The sequence below is a fragment of the Kocuria sp. WRN011 genome (assembly GCF_002295155.1).
GTDB classification, from domain to species: Bacteria; Actinomycetota; Actinomycetes; order Actinomycetales; family Micrococcaceae; genus Kocuria; species Kocuria carniphila.
This window is the reverse complement of sequence record NZ_NSGI01000002.1, coordinates 172,859-195,342: the sequence shown is the minus strand read 5'-3', so window position 1 is coordinate 195,342 and position 22,484 is coordinate 172,859. Positions and strand designations below refer to the sequence as shown.

The 22,484-nt window shown below is 65.9% G+C and carries 18 protein-coding genes; 10 read left to right on the top strand and 8 right to left on the bottom strand.

From position 1 onward, the window contains the following. The first annotated feature begins 165 nt into the window (after nt 1-165). The 3 genes from pth to sufU all read left to right on the top strand — a co-directional run bounded on the left by pth (nt 166) and on the right by sufU (nt 2,692). Nucleotides 166-750: an aminoacyl-tRNA hydrolase gene (gene pth / locus CKW39_RS03655; protein ID WP_095796804.1), complete on the top strand. Its 585-nt coding sequence runs from the start codon at nt 166-168 to the stop codon at nt 748-750. Between the two features lie 170 nt (nt 751-920). Then, the gene (locus CKW39_RS03650) at nt 921-2,216 is read left to right on the top strand and encodes an aminotransferase class V-fold PLP-dependent enzyme (protein WP_095796803.1); all 1,296 of its coding nucleotides are present in this window, start codon (nt 921-923) and stop codon (nt 2,214-2,216) included. Further along, nucleotides 2,213-2,692, top strand: coding sequence for a Fe-S cluster assembly sulfur transfer protein SufU (gene sufU, locus CKW39_RS03645; protein ID WP_095796802.1), 480 nt, complete (start codon nt 2,213-2,215; stop codon nt 2,690-2,692). Before CKW39_RS03650 ends, sufU begins: the two co-directional genes overlap by 4 nt. 120 nt (nt 2,693-2,812) lie before the next feature. On the opposite strand, the gene nhaA is transcribed toward sufU, so the two are convergent. Both nhaA and CKW39_RS03635 read right to left on the bottom strand, forming a co-directional pair. Then, nucleotides 2,813-4,093, bottom strand: a complete 1,281-nt coding sequence (gene nhaA, locus CKW39_RS03640; RefSeq protein ID WP_254049260.1) for a Na+/H+ antiporter NhaA — start codon at nt 4,091-4,093, stop codon at nt 2,813-2,815. Nucleotides 4,094-4,214: 121 nt separating this feature from the next. Further along, nucleotides 4,215-4,712, bottom strand: coding sequence for a DUF2505 domain-containing protein (locus CKW39_RS03635; protein WP_095796800.1), 498 nt, complete (start codon nt 4,710-4,712; stop codon nt 4,215-4,217). 303 nt (nt 4,713-5,015) lie between these two features. On the opposite strand from CKW39_RS03635, the gene CKW39_RS03630 reads away from it, so the two are divergent. From CKW39_RS03630 to CKW39_RS03620, 3 genes are read left to right on the top strand one after another with little or no spacing between them, the layout of a single operon-like run. After that, on the top strand, nt 5,016-6,410 hold the full coding sequence (locus tag CKW39_RS03630; RefSeq protein WP_238663287.1) for a glycosyltransferase family 4 protein: 1,395 nt from the start codon (nt 5,016-5,018) through the stop codon (nt 6,408-6,410). A 41-nt stretch (nt 6,411-6,451) separates the two neighbouring features. Further along, entirely contained in the window at nt 6,452-8,224 is a 1,773-nt protein-coding gene (locus tag CKW39_RS03625; protein ID WP_238663286.1) for a hypothetical protein, read from the top strand. Further along, nucleotides 8,217-9,737, top strand: coding sequence for a lipopolysaccharide biosynthesis protein (locus CKW39_RS03620; RefSeq protein ID WP_254049259.1), 1,521 nt, complete (start codon nt 8,217-8,219; stop codon nt 9,735-9,737). Before CKW39_RS03625 ends, CKW39_RS03620 begins: the two co-directional genes overlap by 8 nt. Before the next feature lie 6 nt (nt 9,738-9,743). Here the strand turns inward: CKW39_RS03620 and CKW39_RS03615 are convergent, their stop codons facing one another. From CKW39_RS03615 to CKW39_RS03600, 4 genes are read right to left on the bottom strand one after another with little or no spacing between them, the layout of a single operon-like run. Continuing rightward, the gene (locus CKW39_RS03615; protein WP_095796799.1) at nt 9,744-10,820 is read right to left on the bottom strand and encodes a glycosyltransferase; all 1,077 of its coding nucleotides are present in this window, start codon (nt 10,818-10,820) and stop codon (nt 9,744-9,746) included. Next, entirely contained in the window at nt 10,795-12,177 is a 1,383-nt protein-coding gene (locus CKW39_RS03610) for a hypothetical protein (protein WP_254049258.1), read from the bottom strand. The genes CKW39_RS03615 and CKW39_RS03610 overlap by 26 nt, the downstream gene beginning before the upstream one ends. Then, on the bottom strand, nt 12,174-13,403 hold the full coding sequence (locus CKW39_RS03605; protein WP_095796798.1) for a hypothetical protein: 1,230 nt from the start codon (nt 13,401-13,403) through the stop codon (nt 12,174-12,176). Before CKW39_RS03605 ends, CKW39_RS03610 begins: the two co-directional genes overlap by 4 nt. Then, on the bottom strand, nt 13,393-14,043 hold the full coding sequence (locus tag CKW39_RS03600) for a YveK family protein (RefSeq protein WP_238663283.1): 651 nt from the start codon (nt 14,041-14,043) through the stop codon (nt 13,393-13,395). Before CKW39_RS03600 ends, CKW39_RS03605 begins: the two co-directional genes overlap by 11 nt. 249 nt (nt 14,044-14,292) lie before the next feature. On the opposite strand from CKW39_RS03600, the gene CKW39_RS03595 reads away from it, so the two are divergent. The 3 genes from CKW39_RS03595 (at nt 14,293) to CKW39_RS03585 (ending at nt 17,482) form a co-directional block, all read left to right on the top strand. Beyond that, nucleotides 14,293-15,324 carry a glycosyltransferase family 2 protein gene (locus tag CKW39_RS03595; RefSeq protein WP_095796797.1) on the top strand — a complete coding sequence of 344 codons (1,032 nt, stop codon included), beginning with the start codon at nt 14,293-14,295 and terminating at the stop codon, nt 15,322-15,324. A gap of 137 nt (nt 15,325-15,461) precedes the next feature. Continuing rightward, nucleotides 15,462-16,598: a uroporphyrinogen-III C-methyltransferase gene (cobA, locus tag CKW39_RS03590; protein ID WP_095796796.1), complete on the top strand. Its 1,137-nt coding sequence runs from the start codon at nt 15,462-15,464 to the stop codon at nt 16,596-16,598. Beyond that, on the top strand, nt 16,595-17,482 hold the full coding sequence (locus CKW39_RS03585) for a sirohydrochlorin chelatase (protein WP_254049257.1): 888 nt from the start codon (nt 16,595-16,597) through the stop codon (nt 17,480-17,482). The genes cobA and CKW39_RS03585 overlap by 4 nt, the downstream gene beginning before the upstream one ends. Before the next feature lie 86 nt (nt 17,483-17,568). Here the strand turns inward: CKW39_RS03585 and CKW39_RS03580 are convergent, their stop codons facing one another. Then, nucleotides 17,569-18,411, bottom strand: coding sequence for a uroporphyrinogen-III synthase (locus tag CKW39_RS03580; RefSeq protein WP_095796795.1), 843 nt, complete (start codon nt 18,409-18,411; stop codon nt 17,569-17,571). Nucleotides 18,412-18,515: 104 nt separating this feature from the next. Between CKW39_RS03580 and mfd the strand changes: the two genes are divergently transcribed. Further along, on the top strand, nt 18,516-22,247 hold the full coding sequence (gene mfd, locus CKW39_RS03575; RefSeq protein WP_095796794.1) for a transcription-repair coupling factor: 3,732 nt from the start codon (nt 18,516-18,518) through the stop codon (nt 22,245-22,247). Here the strand turns inward: mfd and CKW39_RS03570 are convergent. Next, on the bottom strand, nt 22,238-22,480 hold the full coding sequence (locus CKW39_RS03570; protein WP_095796793.1) for a hypothetical protein: 243 nt from the start codon (nt 22,478-22,480) through the stop codon (nt 22,238-22,240). The two genes, mfd and CKW39_RS03570, sit on opposite strands and share 10 nt — an antisense overlap. Nucleotides 22,481-22,484 lie beyond the last annotated feature (4 nt).

Sequence of the window (22,484 nt, the reverse complement as noted above, 5' to 3'; positions counted from 1 at the left end):
TGCCTGCCGCCGTGTTTTCGTGAACGCGGGTTCCGTGTACGCGAGCCCCCGGAGGCATTGAGTGGGCGAGGGGTGGGCACCGGTGACGCGCGCGATAGGCGTCATATCCAGAGACAGCGTGACGGCGCTGTAACGACTTGAAGAACGAACCGAAGGAGGCCCTTCGTGGCTGATCGCACATTGGTGGTGGGGTTGGGAAATCCCGGCGACCGTTACGCGGGGACTCGACACAATGCGGGTGCCATGGTGCTGGCCGAACTGGCCGGCCGTGCCGGGGCCAAGCTGTCCGCCCATAGGACTCGCGCCGCGGTAGCGGAAACGCGGATGAGTCCCGGAGCGCCGAGGCTCGTCCTGGCTCAGCCCCTGACCTACATGAACACGTCCGGCGGACCGGTGTCCTCCTTGCTCAAGTACTACGACCTGGATCTGGACAACCTGGTGGTCGTGCACGACGAAATCGACCTGCCGTACGGTGCCGTCAAGCTCAAGCGCGGTGGGGGAGAAGGCGGCCATAACGGGCTGCGTGACATTACCAAGGCGCTGGGCACCAAGGACTACGTGCGGGTGCGGGTGGGCGTGGGCCGACCTCCCGGCCGAATGGACGCCGCTGACTACGTGCTCAAGCGTTTCTCCGGCGCGGAGTCAAAGGAACTGCCCCTGCTGATCAGCGATGCCGCCGACGCCGTGGAGATGCTGACCGAAAAGGGTCTGGTCGACACGCAGCAGCATTTCCATGCCAAATTGTCGTGACGCCAGGCTGGTCACGGCCCGCGTGCGGCGCTCGGAATCGGAGCCGCGTAACCCAACTGAGTTCGGGCGCTCAATCTGGCGTAACCACCATTAGTCACCGTCCACGCGCGGGGCTACGGTGGAGACGGCCGGTCCATTAGCCGATGAGCGACAGCTCGTGAGAAGGAGTCATGACCACTACCCCCCTGGACAATGAGCAAGTCCTGCAGCTGAAGCAGGATTTCCCGCTGCTCACCGAAACACAGGTGGCGGGTCATCCGCTGGTCTACCTCGACACCGGCGCGACCTCCCAGGTCCCGCTCCCGGTTGCCGACGCGGAACGGGATTTCACACTGCGCCACCGCGCCGCCGTTCACCGCGGTGCCCACACCCTGGCCGTGGAGGCCACGGACTTCTTCGAGGATGCTCGCGCCACGGTCTCGCGTTTCGTGGGCGCGGATCCATATTCCCTCGTGTGGACGTCCAACGCCACCGAGGGCCTCAATCTGCTGAGCTACGCGATGTCCAACGCGGCCGCGGGTTCCAACGGGTCGGAGAACGCGGAGCGTTTCCGGATGGGCCCGGGTGACGAGATCGTCACGACCCAGGCCGAGCACCACGCCAACTTGATCCCGTGGCAGGAACTCGCCGCACGGACCGGCGCAACCCTGCGCGTGGTCCCCGTGGACGAACGCGGTCTGATCACGCCGCAGGCGGTCGCGAACACACTCAGCGACCGCACCAAGCTCGTGGCCTTCACGCACGTCTCCAACGTGACCGGCGCGATCACGGACGTGCCCGCCGTCGTGGCCGAGGCCCAAAAAGTCGGCGCACTCACGGTGCTGGACGCGTGCCAGTCCGTGCCACACATGCCCATCGACTTCCCGGCCCTCGGCGTGGACTTCGCGGTGTTTTCCGCCCACAAGATGCTGGGCCCCACGGGCATCGGCGCGCTCTACGGACGCCGCGAGTTGCTCAACGCACTGCCCACGTTCCTCACCGGCGGCTCAATGATCACCAAGGTCACCACGGAGCACGCCCGCTACCTCGACTCGCCCGTCCGCTTCGAGGCGGGCACGCAGCGCATCAGCCAGGCCGTCGCGTGGGCCGAGGCCGTTCGTTATCTCGAGCAGATCGGCATGAACCGCATCGAAGCGTGGGAAGCCGAGCTCGGGGGTCGGTTGGCCCGCGGGATCACGGAGATCGACGGCGTTCGCCTCCTCGGTCCCGAACCGGGCGTTGAGCGCGTGGGCCTGGCCAGCATCGATGTTGCCGGGGTGCACGCACACGACGTGGGCCAGCTGCTGGACGTCGCCGGTATCGCCGTGCGCGTGGGCCACCACTGCGCGCAGCCGCTGCACCGCGAGTTGGGCCTCACGGCCAGCACGCGCGCGAGCACCTATTTGTACAACACCACCGACGACGTCGATCGCTTCCTTGACGAGCTCTCGCGCGTTCGCGGCTACTTCCGGGCGGAGGGCGCATGAGCGCAGAGTTGGACCAGCTGTACCAAACGATCATCCTCGAGCACTCCCACAAGCGCAGCGGCGAAACCGACCAGGACGTGTCCTCGGCCGGGGAACGCAGCGGTGTTTCCCACCAGTACAACCCCACGTGCGGCGACGAGATCACCGTGCGCGTGGCGGTGACGGAGGGGGAGAACCCGACCGTGGAGGCCGTGGAATGGAACGGCGAGGGCTGCTCGATCTCCATGGCGGCGGCGTCGGTGTTGTCGGACATGGCACCCGGGATGAGTCTGTCCGAGCTGGGGAAAATGATCGAGCACTTCCGCGAGATGCTCAGATCGCGCGGCCAGGTGGCTCCGGACGAGGAGATCCTGGGTGATGCGGCGGCCTTCGCGGGGGTGTCCAAATTCGTGGCGCGCGTGAAGTGCGCAATGCTCAGCTGGGTGGCCGTGGAGGACGCGGTGAACCAGGCGGCGTCGAAGGCTCGAGCGAACTAGCTTGACGGACGCGGGAATGCGCCAGCAGCCCGCGAGCCTGACATGACGAACGGCCGGCGAGAACTCTTGAGGTTCTCACCGGCCGTTTCGTTGTGCTGTCGAGGCCCGGTCGCGCGGGACCTAGTTGTCGTAGACGTCCGGGTCCACGCCGTGCGCACGGACCTTCTTGTACTTGGCGTTGCGGGCGAGCAGCAGGCTGCCACCGATGATCGCGGCGAGCATGGAGCCGAAGAGGATGCCGACCTTTGCATGATCGTTGTGGGGGCTGCCGATGCCGAAACTCAACTCGGCCACGAGCAGGGACACCGTGAAACCGATACCGGCCACGAACGACATGCCGAACAAATCGAACCAGGTGTAGTCCTTGTCCTTCTCTGCGGGGCTGAACCGGTCCATCAGCCAAGCCGCACCGAAGATGCCCACGGGCTTACCGATCAGCAGACCCGCGACGATGCCCAGAGCCACGGGATCCGCGGCAGCGGACTTGATGCCGTCGATACCACCCACGGCCACGCCGGCGGAGAAGAACGCGAAGATCGGGATGACCAGACCGTTAGAGAGAGGACGGAAGCGGTGCTCCAGGGCGGGGGCCAGTCCCATCTCGGGATCCTCGTGGCGGATCACGCGGGGCGTGGTCTTCATGACGGGAACCATGAAGCCCAGCAACACGCCGGCAATCGTTGCGTGCACGCCGGCCTCGTAGACGCACCACCACGTGGCCACGCCCAGGGGCAGCAGGATGACCCAGGCCGCCCAGTGCTTGGCCATGAACCAGTTGGCGTACTTGTGAGTGAGCACCCAGAAGATGATGAGCAGTACCGCCGCACAGCCCAGGAAGAGGCCGCGCACGGATTCCGTGTACACGAACGCGATGATGATGATCGCGATCAAATCGTCCACCACGGCCAGCGTCAACAAGAAGGTGCGCATGGCGGTGGGCAGGGCCGAACCCACGACCGCCAGGACGGACACGGCGAAGGCGATGTCCGTGGCCGTGGGGATGGCCCAGCCGTGCATGGCCGTTTCCTCCGCGCCGGCCGCAATATTAATGCCCAGATAAATCAACGCGGGCATGATCACGCCACCCACGGCGGCGACCACGGGCAGCATGGCCTTACGAATATTGCGCAGCTCGCCGTTGACGAATTCAGTTTTGAGCTCGAGGCCCGTGAGGAAGAAGAAGATGGCCAGCAGACCATCGGCGGCCCATTCGCCCACCGTGTGATCAAAACCGGGAACACCGATGCCCACGTGAGCGTCACGCACACCGAAATAGAAGTCACCCAGCGGTGAGTTGGCGATGACGAGCGCGGCCACCATCGCGATCAGCAACAGCAGGCCGCCCGTGGTGTCACGCCTCAGGAACGCCCCCGGATTGCCCGCGCGTGACGGATTGTTCACGGCCACATTCAACGCCAAACTCCATTCGATCTGCGGATATCTTGGGTCATCATATAGCCTCACCAACTAAAAACCGGGGGCCGCAGGAGCGACCCCCGGTTACTACCGAGTGCCTGACCGATCAGTGCTTGGCGATCCAGGACTCCGCGGCGCGAGCCTGCAGGGTCAGGGCCTTGCCGATGTAGGGCTCAGCGGCGGCGGCGATCTTCTTGCCGACCAGCGGGATGTTGGCGACCACGTCACCGGCCACGTCGATCACGGTCTCCTCGCCGGTGGGCTTCAGCGTCTGGGTGGCATTGGCGCCCACGGGCAGGCCATGAGCCTTGATCTCGGTGCGGGCATTACGGGAGCCATCGGCGGCCGGAGCGTCGTAGGTGTCCACCTGGTTGAGCTTGACGGCACCCTTGACGAACTTCTGGACGACATCGGGCAGCTTGTCCGCAGACATGGTCCGCACGGTGGTCACGGTGAACGCCGTGTTGGTGTCACCGGAAACCTCGAAGGATTCCAGCTGCGTACCCGCGCGGTCGCTCACGTGCCGGACGAAGGCCTCGTCGACAAAGGTCTTGAGCACGGTCTCCAGCGGAGCCTTGACGGTGGTGGAGGCGTTAACAGACATGGTTCTCCTTGAAATCGATGAACGCGGAACGCGTTGTGGCCAGCGCAACCAATCCTAGGCCCAAGGCCAAACCGGACACCTGAGAGAAGCTGGAGTTGGGCTGTCCGCTAAAGATCGGACAGTCAGTTTGCCCCCAGGGCACTGCCGATCACGTGCTCAAACCTAGACTGAAAAAGACCCGCGGCGGGGGAATGTCGAGGGTCATAAATACGGGTGGGGATCCCGTGACCTGCGTGTTTTCATCACGCTGACCAGGCACGCCGCTGACCCATAAGCGGTGCGCGTTTCATCAGGGGGATATAGATGACCGGTTCCAGTTCGCCTGCCACGGGCACGTTGATGCAGCCGACGCGCCGCGAGAACCCCGGTGCTCGGCATGGAACGCGCACCCTGCTGGCTCCGCATCGAGAAGCCCACGATCCGGAGCCGCCGCGCGGGCCCGTGGTGCTGCACGTGGTCGAGGCGTTCGGCGGGGGAGTGGCCGCGGCGGTACGCGATTACGCCCGGGCCACCCCGGAATGCGATCACCATCTGTTGTGCCACTTGCGACCGGAGGCCGTGAACCTCGAGGACGAGTGGGACACTGATTTCGCGTCCGTGCGTTTCCTTCCCGGCGGCCACCTGGCCAATTTGAAAGCCACCCGCTGGGCCATCAGCGAGATCCACCCGGACGTCATCCACTCCCACTCCAGCTACGCCGGTGTGTATGCGCGCCTGGCCGTGGGGCACCTACCGCGTAAACCGGTGGACACGCTGTCCCCGCTGCGCACACCCGGGGCCCCCACGACCCGCGCCGAGCGACACGGTGACCTGTTGCGCGAAGGCCAGCGGCGGCGTCGTCTCCGTGCCGAGAAATTGGCCGAGCGCGGCCCACTGCGGCGCAAGGTACAGAAGTACTTCGACCCCGCACTGGCCCACATCAAGCAGGTGTACACGCCGCACGCGTGGTCGTTCTCTCGCCTGGACCATTCGCGACTGACCCGCCTGGGCTTCTGGGCCCTCGAAGGTGCCCTGGCCGCACGTACGGACGTGCTGGCGGGCTGTTCCAAGGCGGAGAACAACGTGGCCCACTGGGGACCGGTGTCCCCGCGCACGGTCTACGTGCCCAACGTGGCCGAACCGGACTCGGTCCGCAAGCCCACCAAGGGTGCGGACGAACCGCTGGTCCTGGCCGGTGCCGGTCGCCTCACGGCCCAGAAGGACCCGGTGTTCTTCGCGGAGACGGTCCAGGCCATTCGCGATGCCGGATTCCGGGTGGCCCCCATCTGGGTCGGTGGCGGTGACGAGGACGTGGAGCAGTTGTTCCGCGACTACGGCATCAAGGTCACCGGCTGGATCTCCCACGAACAAGTACAGGAGCAGCTCAAGACCGCGGACGTTTATCTGCACACCGCGCGCTGGGAAGGGTTCCCCATCACGGTGCTCGAGGCCGCCGCGAACCACATCCCGGTGATCGTGCGCCGCATCCGAGTGTTCGACGATTCCGGCCTGCCGCTGGTCGTGGACACCCCCCAGGACGTGGCCGCGCGCTGGAACGAGATCGTGGATCCGGAGACCCGGGACCACCTGTGCGGCTGGTCCCAGCAGGCGTTGTGGGAGAACTGCCGCAAGATTCAACGAGACCGACTGTGCGAGATCTACGGGGTGCACGTACCCCTCCTGGAGAAGAAGGCGCTGGGCGCACCGTCGACACCATGACGACTGATGCACTACGGGCACGAGAACTACAGGGGAGAGTTATGCAACAAGGCAACTATGCGGGAATTCCGGGACAGGCGATGTGGACCCGTCGCGGAACCGACGCACTTCAAACGTGGATCCACACCCCCGTGGACGGGCAGGCACGAGGGCTCGTGCTACTCGCACCACCGGTGGGTCGCGAACACATTCAGGCTTATCGCTCCAACAGGCAATTGGCCATGCTCTTGGCCTCGGAGGGCTACTGCGTGGCCCGGGCGTGCTACCGCGGAGTGGGAGATTCGCACGCGCTGGAGCCGGATCAGAACGTGGTGGAAGCCTGGCGGCAGGACCTGCTCGATACCGCGGCCCACGCGCGTCAGGTGTGCGGGACGGAGGAGCTTCCCGTGTGGGCCATCGGTCACCGGATGGGAGCCACCCTGCTCGCCGGGATCGCCGAGCACTTCGATCACGTGATCGCGTGGGAACCCGTGGCGGGGTCCGTCTTCGTGAAGCAGTGGTCCCGACTGCGCAATGCGACCCTGCCCGATATCCCCGTGGGCGACCGCGTGGACCTCATGGGGCTGTGCCTGGGGAACGAGCAGGCCGCGCAACTCTCCAGTCTGCGCGACCCCCGCAAACTCGCGAACCTGCCGGAGCACGTGGCGATCTTCCGTGAGAAGGATCAACCGCGCGCCAAGGTCATGTACGGCGTGGAGTCCCTGGACACCCGCGTGCACTACGACATCCTGGATCAGCTGATCCGCATGCTTCCGCGCCCCGTACTCACCCCCGTGGGAGGCGACGGCCGCGGACCACTGCGCAATGAATTCACCGCTCCCACCGGGGTCGAGTGTGCCGAGGAGATCGTGCGGGTCGAGCCCAAGGACTACATGGGCGTACTCACGGGCCCGGTGCTCACCGACAAGCCTGGCCGCCCGATTGCCTCGTGGACGGATAAGCCCGTCACGTTCTACGCCCCGGGTGCCTCCGAACCGCGCGACGGTTCCGCACTGTGGTCCGAGACCGCGCGGGAACTCGCCGGACACGGGGTAGCGAGCCTGCGTGCCGATCGCGACGGCGCCGCGGATCGCGCCGAACTCTGGGCGGACCGCGATCCCAACCCGTACCGGCACGCCAATGCCCAGGCCATGCGCGAGCAGGCTCAGTGGCTGAACAACCACTTCAACTCGACCGTGGTGGCCACGGTGCTGTGCTCGGGCGCGTGGGACACGCTGTGCGCCGCCCGCGAGCCTGAGGGCATTCCGGTGGAGGGGATGATCCTGCTCAACCAGAACGAATGGCGCATGAAGCAAGAGTTCTTCGACGAGCTGCGTAAGACGTACGACGCCGACGCCCGACTGCACGCCGCCGCGCTCACCTCCCGGCAGGCCAAGGAGGAACTCGCCCGCCCGGCCACGCCGCGCAGGGACGCGGTGAAGGACAAGGTGGCCGGGGCGGCGTCGGCGGCACAGAGCGTCCTTGGTGCCGTCAAGGAAAAAGGCTCCTACGCGCTGCGCCACTACGCGCCCGAACCGGTCTGGAACCTGATTGCGCGGCACCCCGAGGCATCCATTGCCGACTACATCCTGGACCGCGCTAGTCGCAATGCCCGCGTGGTGCTGCTGGTCGGACCGCAGGACGAGCCCCGCTACCGCGAAACCCTGACCCCGCGAGCCGTGGCGCGGCTGACCGGGCGCGGCCGCGACATCCGCGAGGAGTACCTACCCAACGTGGACCATTCCATCCTGTCCCGCACCGCCCGCGACGTGGTGGTCACACGAGTCGTTGAACTGCTCTCGCAGTGGGAAGGGCGGTCGCCCGCGAATGGCTAAGCACTCACTCCTCACCGACAAGGCCACCGAAGCCGGCGAGTCCCGCCTGGGCGCCAACATTGCCTGGAACTACATCTCGGGGTTCACCAGCGTCTTCGGACTACTCCTGCTCTACCCGTTCGCAATCACGATCGTGGGGGCGGAAGCGTACGGTCTGTGGGTGTTGGCCTCCAGCGCGATTCAGCTGCTGACGATGTCCGATTTCGGCCTGGGAACGGGCATCGTCCGCACCCTGACCGACATCCCGGACAACGCTGAACATCGGCGGGATCGGCGCAGTTTCGTGGCGGTGGCGCTCGCAGTGTTCTCGGTCCTGTCGGTGGTGCTCACCGCCCTGTACTTCGTGGCTTTCCCGCTGTACCTGACCACGGTGGACGTCCCGGAACAGGACCGCAATGCCGTGCTACCGCTGGTGATTGCGGCGGGTGCCACGCTGTTCTTCTCCGTACTGGGGCGCGCGTGCAATTCGATTCTGTGGGCCCTGAACCGCCCAGACATCGAACGTAAGGCCGCCGTGGTCGCCATCCTGGGGCGAGCGGCGGGTTATGCACTGCTGATCCCGCTGGAGGGTGGGCTGATCGCGATCGTGATGGTGGAGTGTGTTTCGCTGTTGCTTCCGCCGCTCGTGTGTTTCTGGGCCGTGTACCAGCGGTTTGGGCTGCCCCGGATGATCCGCGGTGCGTGGCGACTGCAGGGCAAGCCGTTGTTGAAGATGTCTTCGGTGCTCTCCATCGGTTCGCTGTCACTTCTGGGTGTCTATCAGTTGCCGCTGTTCATCGTGGGCCCCACGCTGGGTCTGCAGGCGGCCACGGCGTTCGGCGCGCTCATGCGTGTGTTCCAGAGCGCCCGGTTGATCATCAGTTGGATCGTGATGCCGTTCGCGTACCCCATTAAAAAATCTGCGCTGGGGGAGGCCGGGGAGCACATCCGGGTGGCTTTCACCGTGTCCCTGCTGGTGGGACTGCTGATCAGCGTGCCGCTTGCGGCGCTTCCCAATGAGCTGCTGACGGTGTGGCTCGGCTCCGAATTCGCGTTCGCGGCTCCGGCTCTGGCTGTGGTGGTCGTGGGCGTGATGGCCGAGGCCATGGGCCAGGTACCCAACCTGATCATGACCCTGCGCGGGAACCCGTTGATCGCCTCGCTCATCAGTCTGGCTGTCCTGTTGCTGACCCTGCCGGCGGTGTGGTTCGCGTCCGGTACCGGAGACCTGGGCTACGTGATGCTGGCTGCTGTGGCTCCGCTGTTATTGCTCGTGCCCGTGCAGATCTACTTCAGCGAGCGCACCGAAACCAGCGGTTCGTGGGCCAAGCACGTGCTTGTATGGCTGGGCATGGTGTTGGTCGCCGCTGCTGCGGCCGTGGCTTTCGCGCTGCTCGCCCAGGTTCTTGGAGACGTTTTGAGCATCGGCGTGTGTGCGTTCGTCCTGGGCGTCGTGTTCCTGGGCGCGTTCAAGCGGATCCGACGCCGCGACGACGTTCTCAACGAGCGCGACGCCGCCCAAGCACCGGCCTGAGCACCCTCAGAGCAGCTGCACGTACAGCTGGCGGTAGGTATCGGCCGTGACCAGCGCGTCGAATTCCGTGGCTGCCCTGTCCCAGCTGGCCTGTCGCATGTGCTCGCGGCCCTCCGGCGACTGCTGCACGTACCAGGTCATGGCCTCAGCCAATGCCTCGGAATTCCGCACCGGAACCACGGCACGCTCATCCACGGTGAGGTCCTTGGCGTCCCCGGTGTCGGTGGTGATCACGGGGACCCCTTCACCGATGGCCTCGATGCCGGCCATGGGCAGTGCCTCGTGGTAGCTGGAGAACACCACGGCGTGGGCGGTACGGATCAGCTCGCGCACGTTGTCGACCGGTCCCAACAGAGACACGGCGTCGCGGATGCCCAGCCGGTCGAGTTCGCGGGTGAGCTCCCGGTTGTCGTTGTCCACCCCGTGCCCAGCGCACACCAGGGTGGCCCCGGGGACCCGTTCGCGCACCCTCGCGAACGCGCGGAACAGGTTGGGGTGGTCCTTGGGCTCTGCAAAGCGAGCCAGGTGCACGAAGACCGGGTCCCCTGACGGTTCCGGGGCGGGAGCACTGGCCGTGGCGCTGCCGTTGTGCACGATCCGCATCTGATTCACCGGGAACCGGTAGCCCAGCTTCGCGGCAAAGTCCTTGGCGGAGGCCGAACACGCCACCACGGCTTCGAATCGTCCGGAGAGTCCCGCCACCGTCCGCCAGACCACCTTGGCCACGGGGTTGGAGGAGACATCCAGACTCGAGTGCAGCGTGGACACCCTCGGGCGACCGTGTGGAGTGAGCTCATTGATCAGATCGGACTGGTGCAGGTGCGAGTGCACCACGTCGATCTTGTGCTTCTTCACCAAGCGGAGCACGTCGCGAACGCCTTTGGCCGGCACCACGGACTTGCGGGACATTCCCGAGTACGTGGTGCTCGTGGCCACCGACTCGAGTCGGGAGGACAGCGACGCCGGGGAGAGCAGGACCAGCAGGTGTGCCTCGTCCCCGGGGCGGGTCACACGCAGCAACTGCTCGATCAGCGTCTGGGCGCCGCCGGTGTCGGCGTCATTGACGATGTGCAGAATGCGCATGAGGCAACCTTTCGGTGGGATGGGTGTTCGAGCTTGATCGCGGGTCGGTCGAAGAAGGCGCCGGCGGATCCGGCCAGGAACGGGTCAGCTCCAGCCCCAGGCAGATACCCGCCATGCCCCAGATCCAGAAGGCGGAGTCGTAGCTGATGGTCAGGCCGGAGATCACGGCCCACACGATGAACGCGCACACACCGAGCCACAGCGGATTCCGCCCACCGGCGCGCAGGATCAGCACGGACATGATCAGCACCAGACCCAGCCCGAAGAAAATGCCACTCTCCAGGATGACCCGCCCCGTCACGCTGTAGATGTCCGGCAGCGGATTGTAGTGCTGCAGATCGCCCAGCGGCATGCGGTGGGTCAGGAAGATCTCATTGGTGTTGCCGCGGCCCACGCCCCACAGGAACACGGCGGGGTCCGCGAAGAAATACCGCACGGAGGCGGCGATCGACGAATAGCGATCGGACCAGGACCAATTGAAGGATTCACTGCGGTCCTGGAGCGTGCGCGCACCGATGGCCACGGCACCGGCGAGTCCCGCGGGCACCAGAATGATGCTGGCCCACGCGTTGCGGGCGGCGTACGGGGCAATCGCGGCGATCAGCACCACGCCCAGCACGACCACGGCGCTTCCGGAGCCTGAAATGGCCACGGCCCACAGCACCAGCGTCAGGGCGACGCCGTCCCGCAGGTTGATGGTGCGGTGGTAGTGGCGCACCAGGATCACAAGTGCCATGACCATGAGCGACAGTGAGCCCACCATGAACGAGGTCTCCGGGAACATCCCGAACGGTCGGCGCACGTACGTCAGGAACGTCTCGGTGAACTCGGAGACATTGGCGTAACCGGGCAAGTCGTAGAAGGACTCGAACGGCACGGTGTCGAGGATGTCGAAGAAAATGTACTTCTGCACCAGTGCGTACGCGGCGCTGAGCAGAATGGTCCAGCTCAACCACGCGATCGCCCGGTAGCGCAGGAACACGATGGCCGCCGCAGCACCCGCGAAGGGCAGGGTGAACACGACCCACGTCACGGACCCGGCGACCTGCCACGGTTCCGGGCTGATGAACATCCGCACAGCCGCGGCAAAGAACGGAGCGGTCGCCACGAGCAGCGCGGTCCACATGATGGGCATGTACTTGGCGCAGCGGGCAATCAACGCCACGGCCACCACACTGGTCAGGGGCAGGTTGGTGTTCGACCCCATGGGTAGCGCGGCGAACGGCAGAGCGGACAACACCAGCAGCGCTCGCGACAGGTTGCGGTCCAGACGCGTGCCGGTTTCGGGCAGGGCACCGCGCTTGGGCAGCCGCACGTGCTTGGGGGCCCAGATGGCCCACAGCGGCCGCTGCCTCACGCTCGCTCCGCGCTCATCACCGCGGCCACGGACGGCGCCCAGTCCTGGTGCTTCGAGGCCGACGCCGCCGCCGCGTGCGTTCCGTGCCCCGAACCCTCGCCCACCGGCTGACGCGAGCTGTCGCGTGAGCCAGACACGGCGGCGTCGAACGCCGTGCGCAGGGCTGCACCGAAAGCATCGGTGTCGTGCACGTCCGCGGCGGTGAAGTGCGGGTAGTCGCCGGCTTGGGCGCGCAAGGAGGCGAGGTCCGAGGACACCACGGACACCTCGGCTCCCACGGCCTTGGCGAGCACGCCGCTGTGCGCGTCGAAGTGGGTGTAGGGCAGCACAATGACCGCGGCGTTGAGGATGAACGCGTTGAAGTCTTCGCGGGACAGGAACTCGTCCGCGAAGTCCACGCAGCGGCCGGCCGCCGCGCGGCGCGCGAGCGAATAGGACAGTTCGGGACTCTCTGCGGCACCGCGCACGAGCAATGGGATGTCCGCGCGCACCGCGGCGTCCATGGCCAGCTCGATGCCCTTGTTGGCGCGCAACTCACCGATGCACAGCGCGTAGGGCGTGCTCGGAATCGCACTGGATGCTGGTGCATCGGCCAGTTCGAGACGTGAGGACACCGGCAGGTCCACCGCGGTCACCGGCTTGGCCGTGTAACCGCGCACGATCTCCCCCTGGTCCTGACCGTGGGTGATCACCTGATCGGATCGGCGGGCGCACGAGCGCTCGAGCCACAGCAGCACGCGTTCGCGCACGGACGGGTTCGTGAGGTCGAAGTGTGGTTGGGCGTTGTGCACGAAGACCGATACCGCTTGGTTCCGGGACGCGCACAGGACGCGCGGCAACGGGTACTTGGTGGAATCCAGGGCCAGCACGGCACGGCCGTCGGCCTGTTTGGCGACCGAGCGGACGGCGGCGTGCTCCCGCAGCAGATCCGCGACCTGAAGAACGGGCTTGACGAGTTTGCCGAGCTTGGACTCGGGGGACTGGGGGCGCCGCGGCGGCACCGTCTCCACGACCTGAATCGGATGATCCGATCCCCAGCCAAGGTACTCCCGGGCACCCGGGCGGGACACGAGCCACACCCGGTCGGCCTGTGGATCCTCCAGCAGCGCGAGCGCGAGGTCAGCGGCGTGCTCGAGCTGCCCTCCGTACTCGGTGGGGCACACCACCACGGCATCGCGCGGGGTGGTTCGTGTGGGTCGTGACGGATTGTCGTGCTCAGCGCTCATGAGAGCCTCCGGCTTGCAGTCGTCGTAAACGAGAGGACGGCTTATCACCGCGCACCAGGACGATCAGCAATCCGAGAACCAGACCCACGAAGAAACCCAGGGCGGTGTTGAGCACCAGGGAGGGCGCGGCGGGATTCTCCGGGGTCGCCGCGCGTTGCACCACGGTCAGATTGACTCCGGCTTGTTCGCCGCGCTGCGGTCCGGACTCCAGCGACTGGCCGACCTCCACCAGACTTTCGGCGGTGGCCTGCGCCAGGCGCGCGGTGTCCTCGGGTGCATCTCCCGTGGCGGTGATCGTGATCATCGCGGTGTTGGGCTGATTGGTCACGGTCACGGCGGATTCGGCCAGCGATTCCGGCGTGGCGTCCAGACCGAGTTCATCCACCACCGGTTGCAAGACCGAATTGGTCGTGGCCACCTGCGCGTACGAACCGGCACGGGCCATGGCGAACTGTTCACCCATCTGCAGGTCGGTGACCGACTGAGGGTTGGCCACGTTGACGAACACCTGCGCCTGGGACTCGTAGGACTTCGGCATGATCAGGGCAGAACCCGCGCCCGCGATGAGTCCCAGCACCGCGGTCAGAACAACGATCCACCACTGCTGTTTCAAGCAGCGCATGTACTGATTGAGATTCACTCATCTCCCCCTTGAATAAATGCAAACGCTCACGACCCGCGCGAAAGCGGTACGGACCGTTCCCCAAAGTGTTCGCATTCAAAACTGTAACGACACCCCCCAACATCTGGCGCGGCGGGATCGTTGATTTCACGGATTCGTGCCCTTATATGTGGACGAATCATCAGGGGCGCCGCGCGGTGGCCACTTCCTAGACTGGAGGCGAGACACGCAGGGGAGAGCGTGCTCGTCACTACAGGGGGAATCAACGTGAACGACAACAGGGAAACCGAACTCGAATACCCGCTCATCAGCGTGGTGATTGCGGTGTACAACGGCCAGGACCTGGTGGGTCAGGCCATCAGCAGCGTGCTGCGGCAGACCCATCCGAACATCGAGCTGTTCATCGTGGACGACGGGTCCACGGACCATACATCGCAAGTGCTCGAAGGCTTCGAGGCACTCAGCCGGCCCGGCCGCGAGGTCCGTGTTCTTCGTCAGGACAACGCGGGCTGCGGGGCCGCTCGCAATCAAGCGCTGACCATGGTGACCGGGGATTTCATCACGTTCCTCGACGCGGACGACACGTTGCTTCCGAACCACCTCAGCACGCTCTTGGAACGCTACGAGGAACTCGACACCAACGAGAGCGCGTCCCGAACCGTCGTCTATGCCAACGCCTTCCAATGCACCACGGGCGGGATCAACTCCGGGCGTCTGCAGTACCGCGAGAAGATGCCCGAAGCCGATCAACAGCGCTCGGTGATTCTGGAATACAACATCGGTAGCCTCTACGGATTGTTCCCGCGCTGCTTTTTCACCGAGGTGGGAACTTTCGACCCGGAACAGGTCTTCGTGGAGGACTGGGAACTGTGGCTGCGCGCCATCTACTCCGGCTGGCGTTTCGACCGCGTGGACGAGGTCACGAACATTATTTCGTGGACCGGGGGCTCCATGCAGTCCCAGCGCGATCGCATGGCCGCGGGTGAGGAGCTGGCCCTGCAGAAAACCCTGCGGCGTTTCGACGGAAAATTCAGCACCGAAGAACGTGCCAAACTGCTGCGGCGACTCAACTACGGGTCTCCGCTCGCGGCGGCGTCGGAAGCGGAACAGGCACTGCGTGACGGCCGCGGGGACGACGCCAAGGAGCATCTCAAGCGCGCTGCCGAGATGATGCCCACGCAGCGTCGCGTGCGGGTCAAGTCGGCCATCGCCCATTTACCGGGCGGCACGCGCTGGTTGGTCAACCGGCAACGATCCGTGGACCGCAGCGTGGGGTACAACGAGCAGATGCGCCGCTGAGTCGGCACACGAGTCACGCGAGGTAATGCACGCGGCTAACGCACGCGTGGCCTGCGGGATTGGGAGCTCGCACCGATAGCATCGACTGCGACCCGCCCCGGATGCTCGGGGTTCAGCCTCGATTCCCGGGAGAGTTCATGCACGCCCACGTCGACCTCGGTTCCGTCACGGTCGCCCTCCTGGGGCCTCGACGACTGACGACGACGCTGCGCGACACCTACCAGCGCGCCGCCGCCGGGGTCGTGGAATTCGACCGCCCGGAGGACGTGTCATCGCGATCACTGAGTGGGGTGGGCTACGCGGTCATCGCTGTTCCCGAGACCACGGATTCCGCCGACGCCCTCGATGGCGCTGATGTCTGGCGCGGCGCGCTCGCCACCGCTGGTGCCGCTTTGCCGGTGAGCGTGGAACGAGTTGCCGAACGAACCCGCGGCAGCATCACCCTGGTGGGAGGCGGCCCCGGTGATCCGGGACTGATCACCGCCGCGGGTCTCCACGCGCTCGCGCACGCGGACGTGATTTACGCCGATCGCCTGGCCCCGGCCGTCACCGACGAACTGGCTCCCGGGGTGCGGGTGGTTCCGGTGGGTAAGCGCCCCGGACACCACCCCGTACCCCAGTCCGAGATCCAGACCCAGATGATCGAAGCTGCTCTGGCGGGGGAGACCGTGGTCCGGTTCAAGGGTGGCGACCCCTTCGTGTTCGGGCGCGGGGGCGAAGAACTGCTGGCCTGTCGTGAGGCGGGTGTTGACGTCCATGTGATCCCCGGGATCACCTCCGCCGTGGCCGTTCCCGAGAACGCCGGCATCCCGGTGACCTTCCGTGAACTGAGCCGGTCCTTCACCGTGGTCTCCGGACACGACCCCCTGGACGAGAACGAGCTGGAGCACCTCGCAGGGCTGTCCCGCTCCGGGGCGACCATCGTGCTGCTCATGGGCATGGCCACCCTGCCACAGACCGTCAGCGGGCTGGCCCGTCACGGACTGGCCGGGGAGACACCCTTGGCCGTTCTGGAGAAGGGCTTCAGCCCCGAGGAACGCAGCACCTATACGACCCTCGCCACTGCCGTGGTGGATGCCGCCGCCGCGGGCTGCGCCTCTCCCGCCGTCACCGTGATCGGCCCCGTGGTGCACGCGCTCGCCGACGGCGCTCGGCCGGGCTCGGGCGTGCCGGCGTCGGAGATGCCTACTTCAGACGCCCCTGTTTCAGCTGCGTCGAACGGGGACACACCGGACGCGGGCACACCGGACCCGGGACGGGAAGCGCGGTCATGATGGCCCGTGATGAACCGGCCGCGCAGGCCAATGGTGCTGTCCAAAGAACCGCGCACGCGCGGCCCGTTCTGCTGGCTTGCGCTCACGGCACCGGGAACTCCGAGGGTCAGGCCGCCGTGGCGCAACTCGTCGAGGAGGTCCGCGCGGAACTCGAATCGGTCCGCGTGATCGACACCTGGGTCGACGTCCAGGAACCGAGTCTGACGGACCGCACCCGCGAACTGGCGAGCGAGCCCGCCGTGATCGTTCCGCTGCTGCTTTCGGCCGGGTACCACGTGTACGTGGACATGGCTCGGGCCATCAAGGGGAATCCGGAACATCGAGTGGCTGCGGCCCTCGGACCCGATCCGCGCCTGTCCGTCATCATGGCCCGACGTCTGACCGAGGCCTTGCGAGAACAAGGTGCAGCGCCGATCACCGAGAACGACACCGTGCTCATGGCCGCCGCTGGATCCTCCGAACCTGACGCCGTGCGGGATTGTCGAGTCACCGCTGATCACCTCGCGCATGAGCTCGGTGTGCCGGTTCAGGTGGCCTTCCTCTCGGCGGCAGAACCCACCGTCAGCGACGCGGTCGCGGAGGCCCGCGAATCAGCAGGCAACTTGGCAAGCAACCGGGCCAGTGGCCTAGAAAACGGCCAAGAGCGTGGATCAGAGAGTGGATCGGGGTCCTGCCAAGTGGGCGGCTCAGCGACTGGCCGAGTGAGCACAAGTGGCCGAGTCCTGGTGGCCACCTATCTCCTGGCACCGGGGTTCTTCCACAACAAGACCTTGAAAGCTGGCGCAGACATCACCGCTGCACCTCTACTCTTGCCGGATGCACCCACGCCGCCCGAACTCATCGAACTCGTGATCGAGCACTACGAACAGGCCGTTCACGGATAACCGGATCAAGGTTGTGTCGGCACCGGCTCATGCACAGGCACAGGCACAGGCACAGGCACGAGCGTCAGCTCAGTAGCCACCACGCCCTACAAGCCGTCTGCGGAGCCCTCCGCGCGGGCGTGATCGCACACCGCACGCACCATGGCACCCAGTCGGAACCGTTCGGGCACTACGGCCAGCACGTCGGCCTCTTCCAACGGCTGCACACACACGGGACCGATGGCCACCGCGGTGCAATGACCACCCCTCAATGCACTCACCAGCGATTCGTACGTGCCCGCGGCGCGGGCGGCGTCGAACAACGCGTCCGCGGCCGGTGCGGCGGTGAACGTCACGTAGTCCACGTCTCCCGAGGCAATCGAGCGGGTCAGGTCGGCCAGCCTGGAGCCTTCGTCTGCTGAGGCCCACTGATAGGGGGCCACGGTGAGCACCCGGAAACCGGCATCGGACAACCGCGTGAGCTGTTCCTCATCGGTGATGCCGTGTACCTGAACCGCCACGGTGCCGCGTGAATCACGAGCGATTAAAGCGTCCACGATCTCACTCGTGCGCCCCGACTGGCCCGTGTACTCGCACGGGATCTGCTTCGATTGCAGCTGCCCCTTGGCCTTGGCACCGCGCGCGTAGACCGCCGTTTCGCGCAGTAAGTGCACCAGGTCGTCACGCAGATCGGCGGTTTCGGCCACGGCCAGCCACCGTTTGAGCCCGTAGCCGGTGGTGATCACGACCGTCTCCGGACGCGAGGCGAGGATGTCGCGGGTGGCGGCCAGAACGGCGTCGTCCTGGTCGGCGGGGACCAGCTTGAGTGCCGGCGCGTGCAGCACCCGGGCGCCTTGCCGTTCGAAAGCGCCCGCCTGTTCATCGGCGCGCCGGTGCGCGGTGATGGCCACGGTGCGGCCGGTCAACGGTGCCTCTGCGTGAGCGTTCATGTCTCCAGCGTACGAGCTGAGCGTGTCTGCGGCGGCGAGTAGGCTTGGGCGCGTCCCCGACACTCTCAGGGGATTTTACCGTCCACACCAGGAGTAGCCCGCACATGTCCCTGACCGGTTTGCACACCGCGCTCACCGAGGACCGCACGTTCGCCAACATCTTTGCGCAGGCGTCCCGCCCGCCGGCCGAACGGTCGAGTGAGACGATCATCAGCGCTCCGGACGGCCTGCGCGCACCCATCCTGGCCCAGATCGTGGCGGGTCTCCACGACGACGCCGCTGGGTCACCTTCCGGTCCCGCCCCCGTGACCTTCGTGGTCACCGCGACCGGCCGTGAGGCCGAGGACCTCGAGGCGGCACTTGCCTCCTATCTGCCGGCAGAGCAGATCATGAACTTCCCGTCGTGGGAAACGCTGCCCCATGAACGGCTGTCCCCGCGTTCGGACACCGTGGGCCAGCGGCTCAGTGTGTTGCGTAAGCTGGCGCACCCGGGATCCGACGAGGCACCGCTGCGCGTGATCGTTGCGCCCGTGCGTTCCGTCCTGCAGCCGGTCGTGGCCGGGCTCGGTGACATGCAGCCCGTGACCCTGGTGGCCGGTGAGGAATACGCCTTCGATCAACTCATCAAGGACCTGGCCAACGCTGCCTATTCGCGCGTGGACATGGTCACCAAGCGCGGTGAGTTCGCGGTGCGCGGTGGCATCATCGACGTCTTCCCGCCCACCGAGGATCACCCGGTGCGCCTGGAATTCTTCGGTGACGAACTGGACGAAATGCGCTGGTTCGCCGTGGCCGATCAGCGCACGGTGACCGGGGTGGATCACCCCACCAGGATCGTGGCCTCGCCGTGCCGCGAACTGCTGATCACGCCCACGGTGATGTCCCGCGCGGCCAAGCTCAAGGATCAGCTGCCCGGTGGCCGGGAGATCCTCGAACGCATTGCCGGTGGTCAGTACGTGGAGGGTATGGAATCACTTGCTCCGCTGCTCGCGGACGACATGGTCCCTGTGCTGTCCTTGGTGCCCGAGGGATCCATGACCGTGGTGATCGAACCCGAGAAGGTGCGCGCCCGCGCCCACGACCTGGTGGCAACCAATCAGGAATTCCTCATGGCCGCGTGGGAATCGGCCTCCGGCGGCAGTGATGCTCCGTTGGATCTCAACACCGCAGTCGAGTCCGAGGACGGGCAGGAACGCAGCCTGGCCGCCGGATCGTTCCACGAGATCGCGGAGACCCGGCAACTCGCCCTGGACCGATCCGTGGGCTGGTGGTCGATCACCGGACTCAACGTGAACGCCGTGAGCGTGGGTGACATCGACGCAGATTCCACCGAGGAAGAAGTTCGCCTGGCGGACACGGACGCGGACACCCTCAACGTCGCGGCACGGGAACCCGCGCGATTCTCCGGCGACGTGGACGCCATGTTGCAGTTCATGGCGGGTCGCATGGCCGAGGGTTGGCGGGTCGTGCTCGTCACCGACGGACCCGGTCCGCTCGACCGACTGAGCGAGTTGCTGCACGGTGCCCAGATTCCTGCCGCCCATTTCGAATCCATCGACGAGGCGCCCGAGTCGGGGTTGGTGGAACTCACCACGGCGCGTGCCGGTCGAGGGTTCGTTTTCGAGGGGCCGCGGATCGCGCTGCTGACCGAGGCCGATGTTCTGGGTCGTTCCACGGCGTACACCACCCGGGACATGCGCAAACTGCCGCAGCGGCGCAAGCGTAACCAGGTGGACCCACTCACCCTGCAGAAGGGTGATTATGTGGTGCACGAACAGCACGGTATCGGTCAATTCATTGAACTCGTGCAGCGCCCGATCGCCGGTGCGATAATCACCCCTGGTCAGCCCAAGCCCATGCGCGAATACCTCGTGCTCGAATACGCGCCGTCCAAGCGCAACGGTCCCCGGGACCGCTTGTTCGTGCCCACCGACCAGCTCGATCAGGTGAGCACGTACGTGGGCGGGGAAGCGCCGTCGTTGTCCAAGATGGGCGGCTCGGACTGGAACAAGACCAAGCGCAGCGCCAAGAGGGCCGTCAAGGAGATCGCCAACGAGCTGATCCGGTTGTACTCGGCTCGCATGGCGTCCAAGGGGCATCCCTTCGGGCCGGACACCCCGTGGCAGCGCGAGCTGGAACAAGCGTTCCCGTACATCGAAACCCCGGACCAGCTGACCACGATCGACGAGGTCAAGGCGGACATGGAACGCCCCATCCCCATGGACCGCCTGATCTCCGGCGACGTGGGCTACGGCAAGACCGAGGTGGCCGTGCGTGCCGCGTTCAAAGCCGTGCAGGACGGCAAACAGGTAGCGGTTCTGGTACCCACCACGCTGCTTGCCCAGCAGCACACCGAGACGTTCGCCGAGCGGTTCTCCGGATTCCCGGTACGCCTGGCAACGCTGTCCCGGTTCCAGACCGCCAAGGAATCCAAGGCCACGCTGGAAGGCTTGCGATCCGGCGCGGTGGACGTGGTGATCGGTACCCACCGGCTGCTCAGCAAGGAAATGCAGTTCAAGAACCTGGGCCTGGTCATCATCGACGAGGAACAGCGCTTTGGCGTGGAGCACAAGGAGAAGCTCAAGGCCATGCGCACCGACGTGGACGTGCTGGCGATGTCCGCAACGCCCATTCCGCGCACCCTGGAGATGTCCATGACGGGCATCCGCGAGACGTCCACGCTGGCCACCCCGCCCGAGGAACGCCACCCCGTGCTCACCTACGTGGGCCCCTACACCCAGAAGCAGGTGTCCGCGGCCATCCGGCGTGAGCTGATGCGCGAGGGCCAGGTGTTCTTCATTCACAACCGGGTCTCGTCGATCGACGCCCAGGCCAAGGCACTCGCGGAACTCGTACCTGAGGCGCGGATCGCGGTGGCACACGGGCAGATGACCGAGTCCCGGTTGGAGCAGATCATCGTGGACTTCTGGGAGAAGAAGTTCGACGTGCTGGTGTGCACGACCATCGTGGAAACCGGTCTGGACATCGCCAACGCCAACACCCTGATCGTGGACGGCGCGGACCGTTACGGCCTGTCCCAGCTGCATCAGCTGCGCGGCCGTGTGGGGCGTGGCCGCGAACGCGCCTACGCGTACTTCCTGTATCCGGCGGAGAAGCCCCTGAGCGAAACTGCCCTGGAGCGGCTCAAGGCCGTCGCGGCGCACAACGAACTCGGTTCGGGTATGCAGTTGGCCATGAAGGACCTCGAGATCCGTGGTGCGGGCAACCTGCTGGGTGGCGAGCAATCCGGTCACATCGCAGGTGTCGGTTTCGACATGTACCTGCGTCTCGTGGGCGAGGCCGTGGCCGAGTACCGCGGTGATCAGGACCAGGCGCCGTCGGAAATGAAGATCGAACTGCCCGTCAACGCGCACCTGCCGCACGACTACGTACCGGGGGAGCGGTTGCGCCTGGAGGCATACCGCAACATTGCCAATGCCGCCACGGAAGAGGCCGTGGTGGAAGCCGGCGAGGAGCTTCAGGACCGTTACGGACCACTGCCCACCCCGGTCAAGAATTTGTTGGACGTGGCGCGACTGCGCATCTTGGCGCGCGCTTCGGGACTGACGGATGTGGCCACGCAGGGCAACATGATCAGGTTCGCGCCGGCTGACCTGCCGGAGTCGCGAGAGATGCGGCTCAAGCGCATGTACCAGGGTGCGCAGATCAAGGCGATCCCGGGAACCGATCGGCGCATGGTGCTCATTCCCAAACCCAAGACGGACCGGATCGGCGGCAAAGACCTCGTGGACGAAGCGATCCTGGCTTGGGCACGCGAAGTGCTTGACGCGATCTTCCCGGTGACCACGACGCAGCCTCCCAGCGATCAGGACTGAGCTGACGCCCGTGCCGTGTGCTGCACGTCAGACATGCTGTGCGGTGCATGCGCGGAGGTGGCCACCTGCGGGCGCGCGTTGCTGACGTAGTTGTACACCAGCGCGCCCAAGGCCACCAGGATCACCAGAGTCAGCAAGGTCGTGACTATTGTGGCCGCTCGCGAACCGTTCGAATCATGGTTAGATCTGTGTCGCTGGATCGTGTTCTCGCTCAACTGAATGTGCCCCATCATCTGT

Coding starts and splice junctions, on each gene's coding strand:
- cobA (WP_095796796.1), top strand. CDS start 15,462: ATGCACGCCCACGTCGACCTCGGTTCCGTCACGGTCGCCCTCCTGGGG.
- mfd (WP_095796794.1), top strand. CDS start 18,516: ATGTCCCTGACCGGTTTGCACACCGCGCTCACCGAGGACCGCACGTTC.
- sufU (WP_095796802.1), top strand. CDS start 2,213: ATGAGCGCAGAGTTGGACCAGCTGTACCAAACGATCATCCTCGAGCAC.
- CKW39_RS03570 (WP_095796793.1), bottom strand. CDS start 22,480: ATGATGGGGCACATTCAGTTGAGCGAGAACACGATCCAGCGACACAGA.
- CKW39_RS03580 (WP_095796795.1), bottom strand. CDS start 18,411: ATGAACGCTCACGCAGAGGCACCGTTGACCGGCCGCACCGTGGCCATC.
- CKW39_RS03620 (WP_254049259.1), top strand. CDS start 8,217: ATGGCTAAGCACTCACTCCTCACCGACAAGGCCACCGAAGCCGGCGAG.
- CKW39_RS03625 (WP_238663286.1), top strand. CDS start 6,452: ATGCAACAAGGCAACTATGCGGGAATTCCGGGACAGGCGATGTGGACC.
- CKW39_RS03635 (WP_095796800.1), bottom strand. CDS start 4,712: ATGTCTGTTAACGCCTCCACCACCGTCAAGGCTCCGCTGGAGACCGTG.
- CKW39_RS03585 (WP_254049257.1), top strand. CDS start 16,595: ATGATGGCCCGTGATGAACCGGCCGCGCAGGCCAATGGTGCTGTCCAA.
- CKW39_RS03630 (WP_238663287.1), top strand. CDS start 5,016: ATGACCGGTTCCAGTTCGCCTGCCACGGGCACGTTGATGCAGCCGACG.
- CKW39_RS03605 (WP_095796798.1), bottom strand. CDS start 13,403: ATGAGCGCTGAGCACGACAATCCGTCACGACCCACACGAACCACCCCG.
- CKW39_RS03650 (WP_095796803.1), top strand. CDS start 921: ATGACCACTACCCCCCTGGACAATGAGCAAGTCCTGCAGCTGAAGCAG.
- CKW39_RS03615 (WP_095796799.1), bottom strand. CDS start 10,820: ATGCGCATTCTGCACATCGTCAATGACGCCGACACCGGCGGCGCCCAG.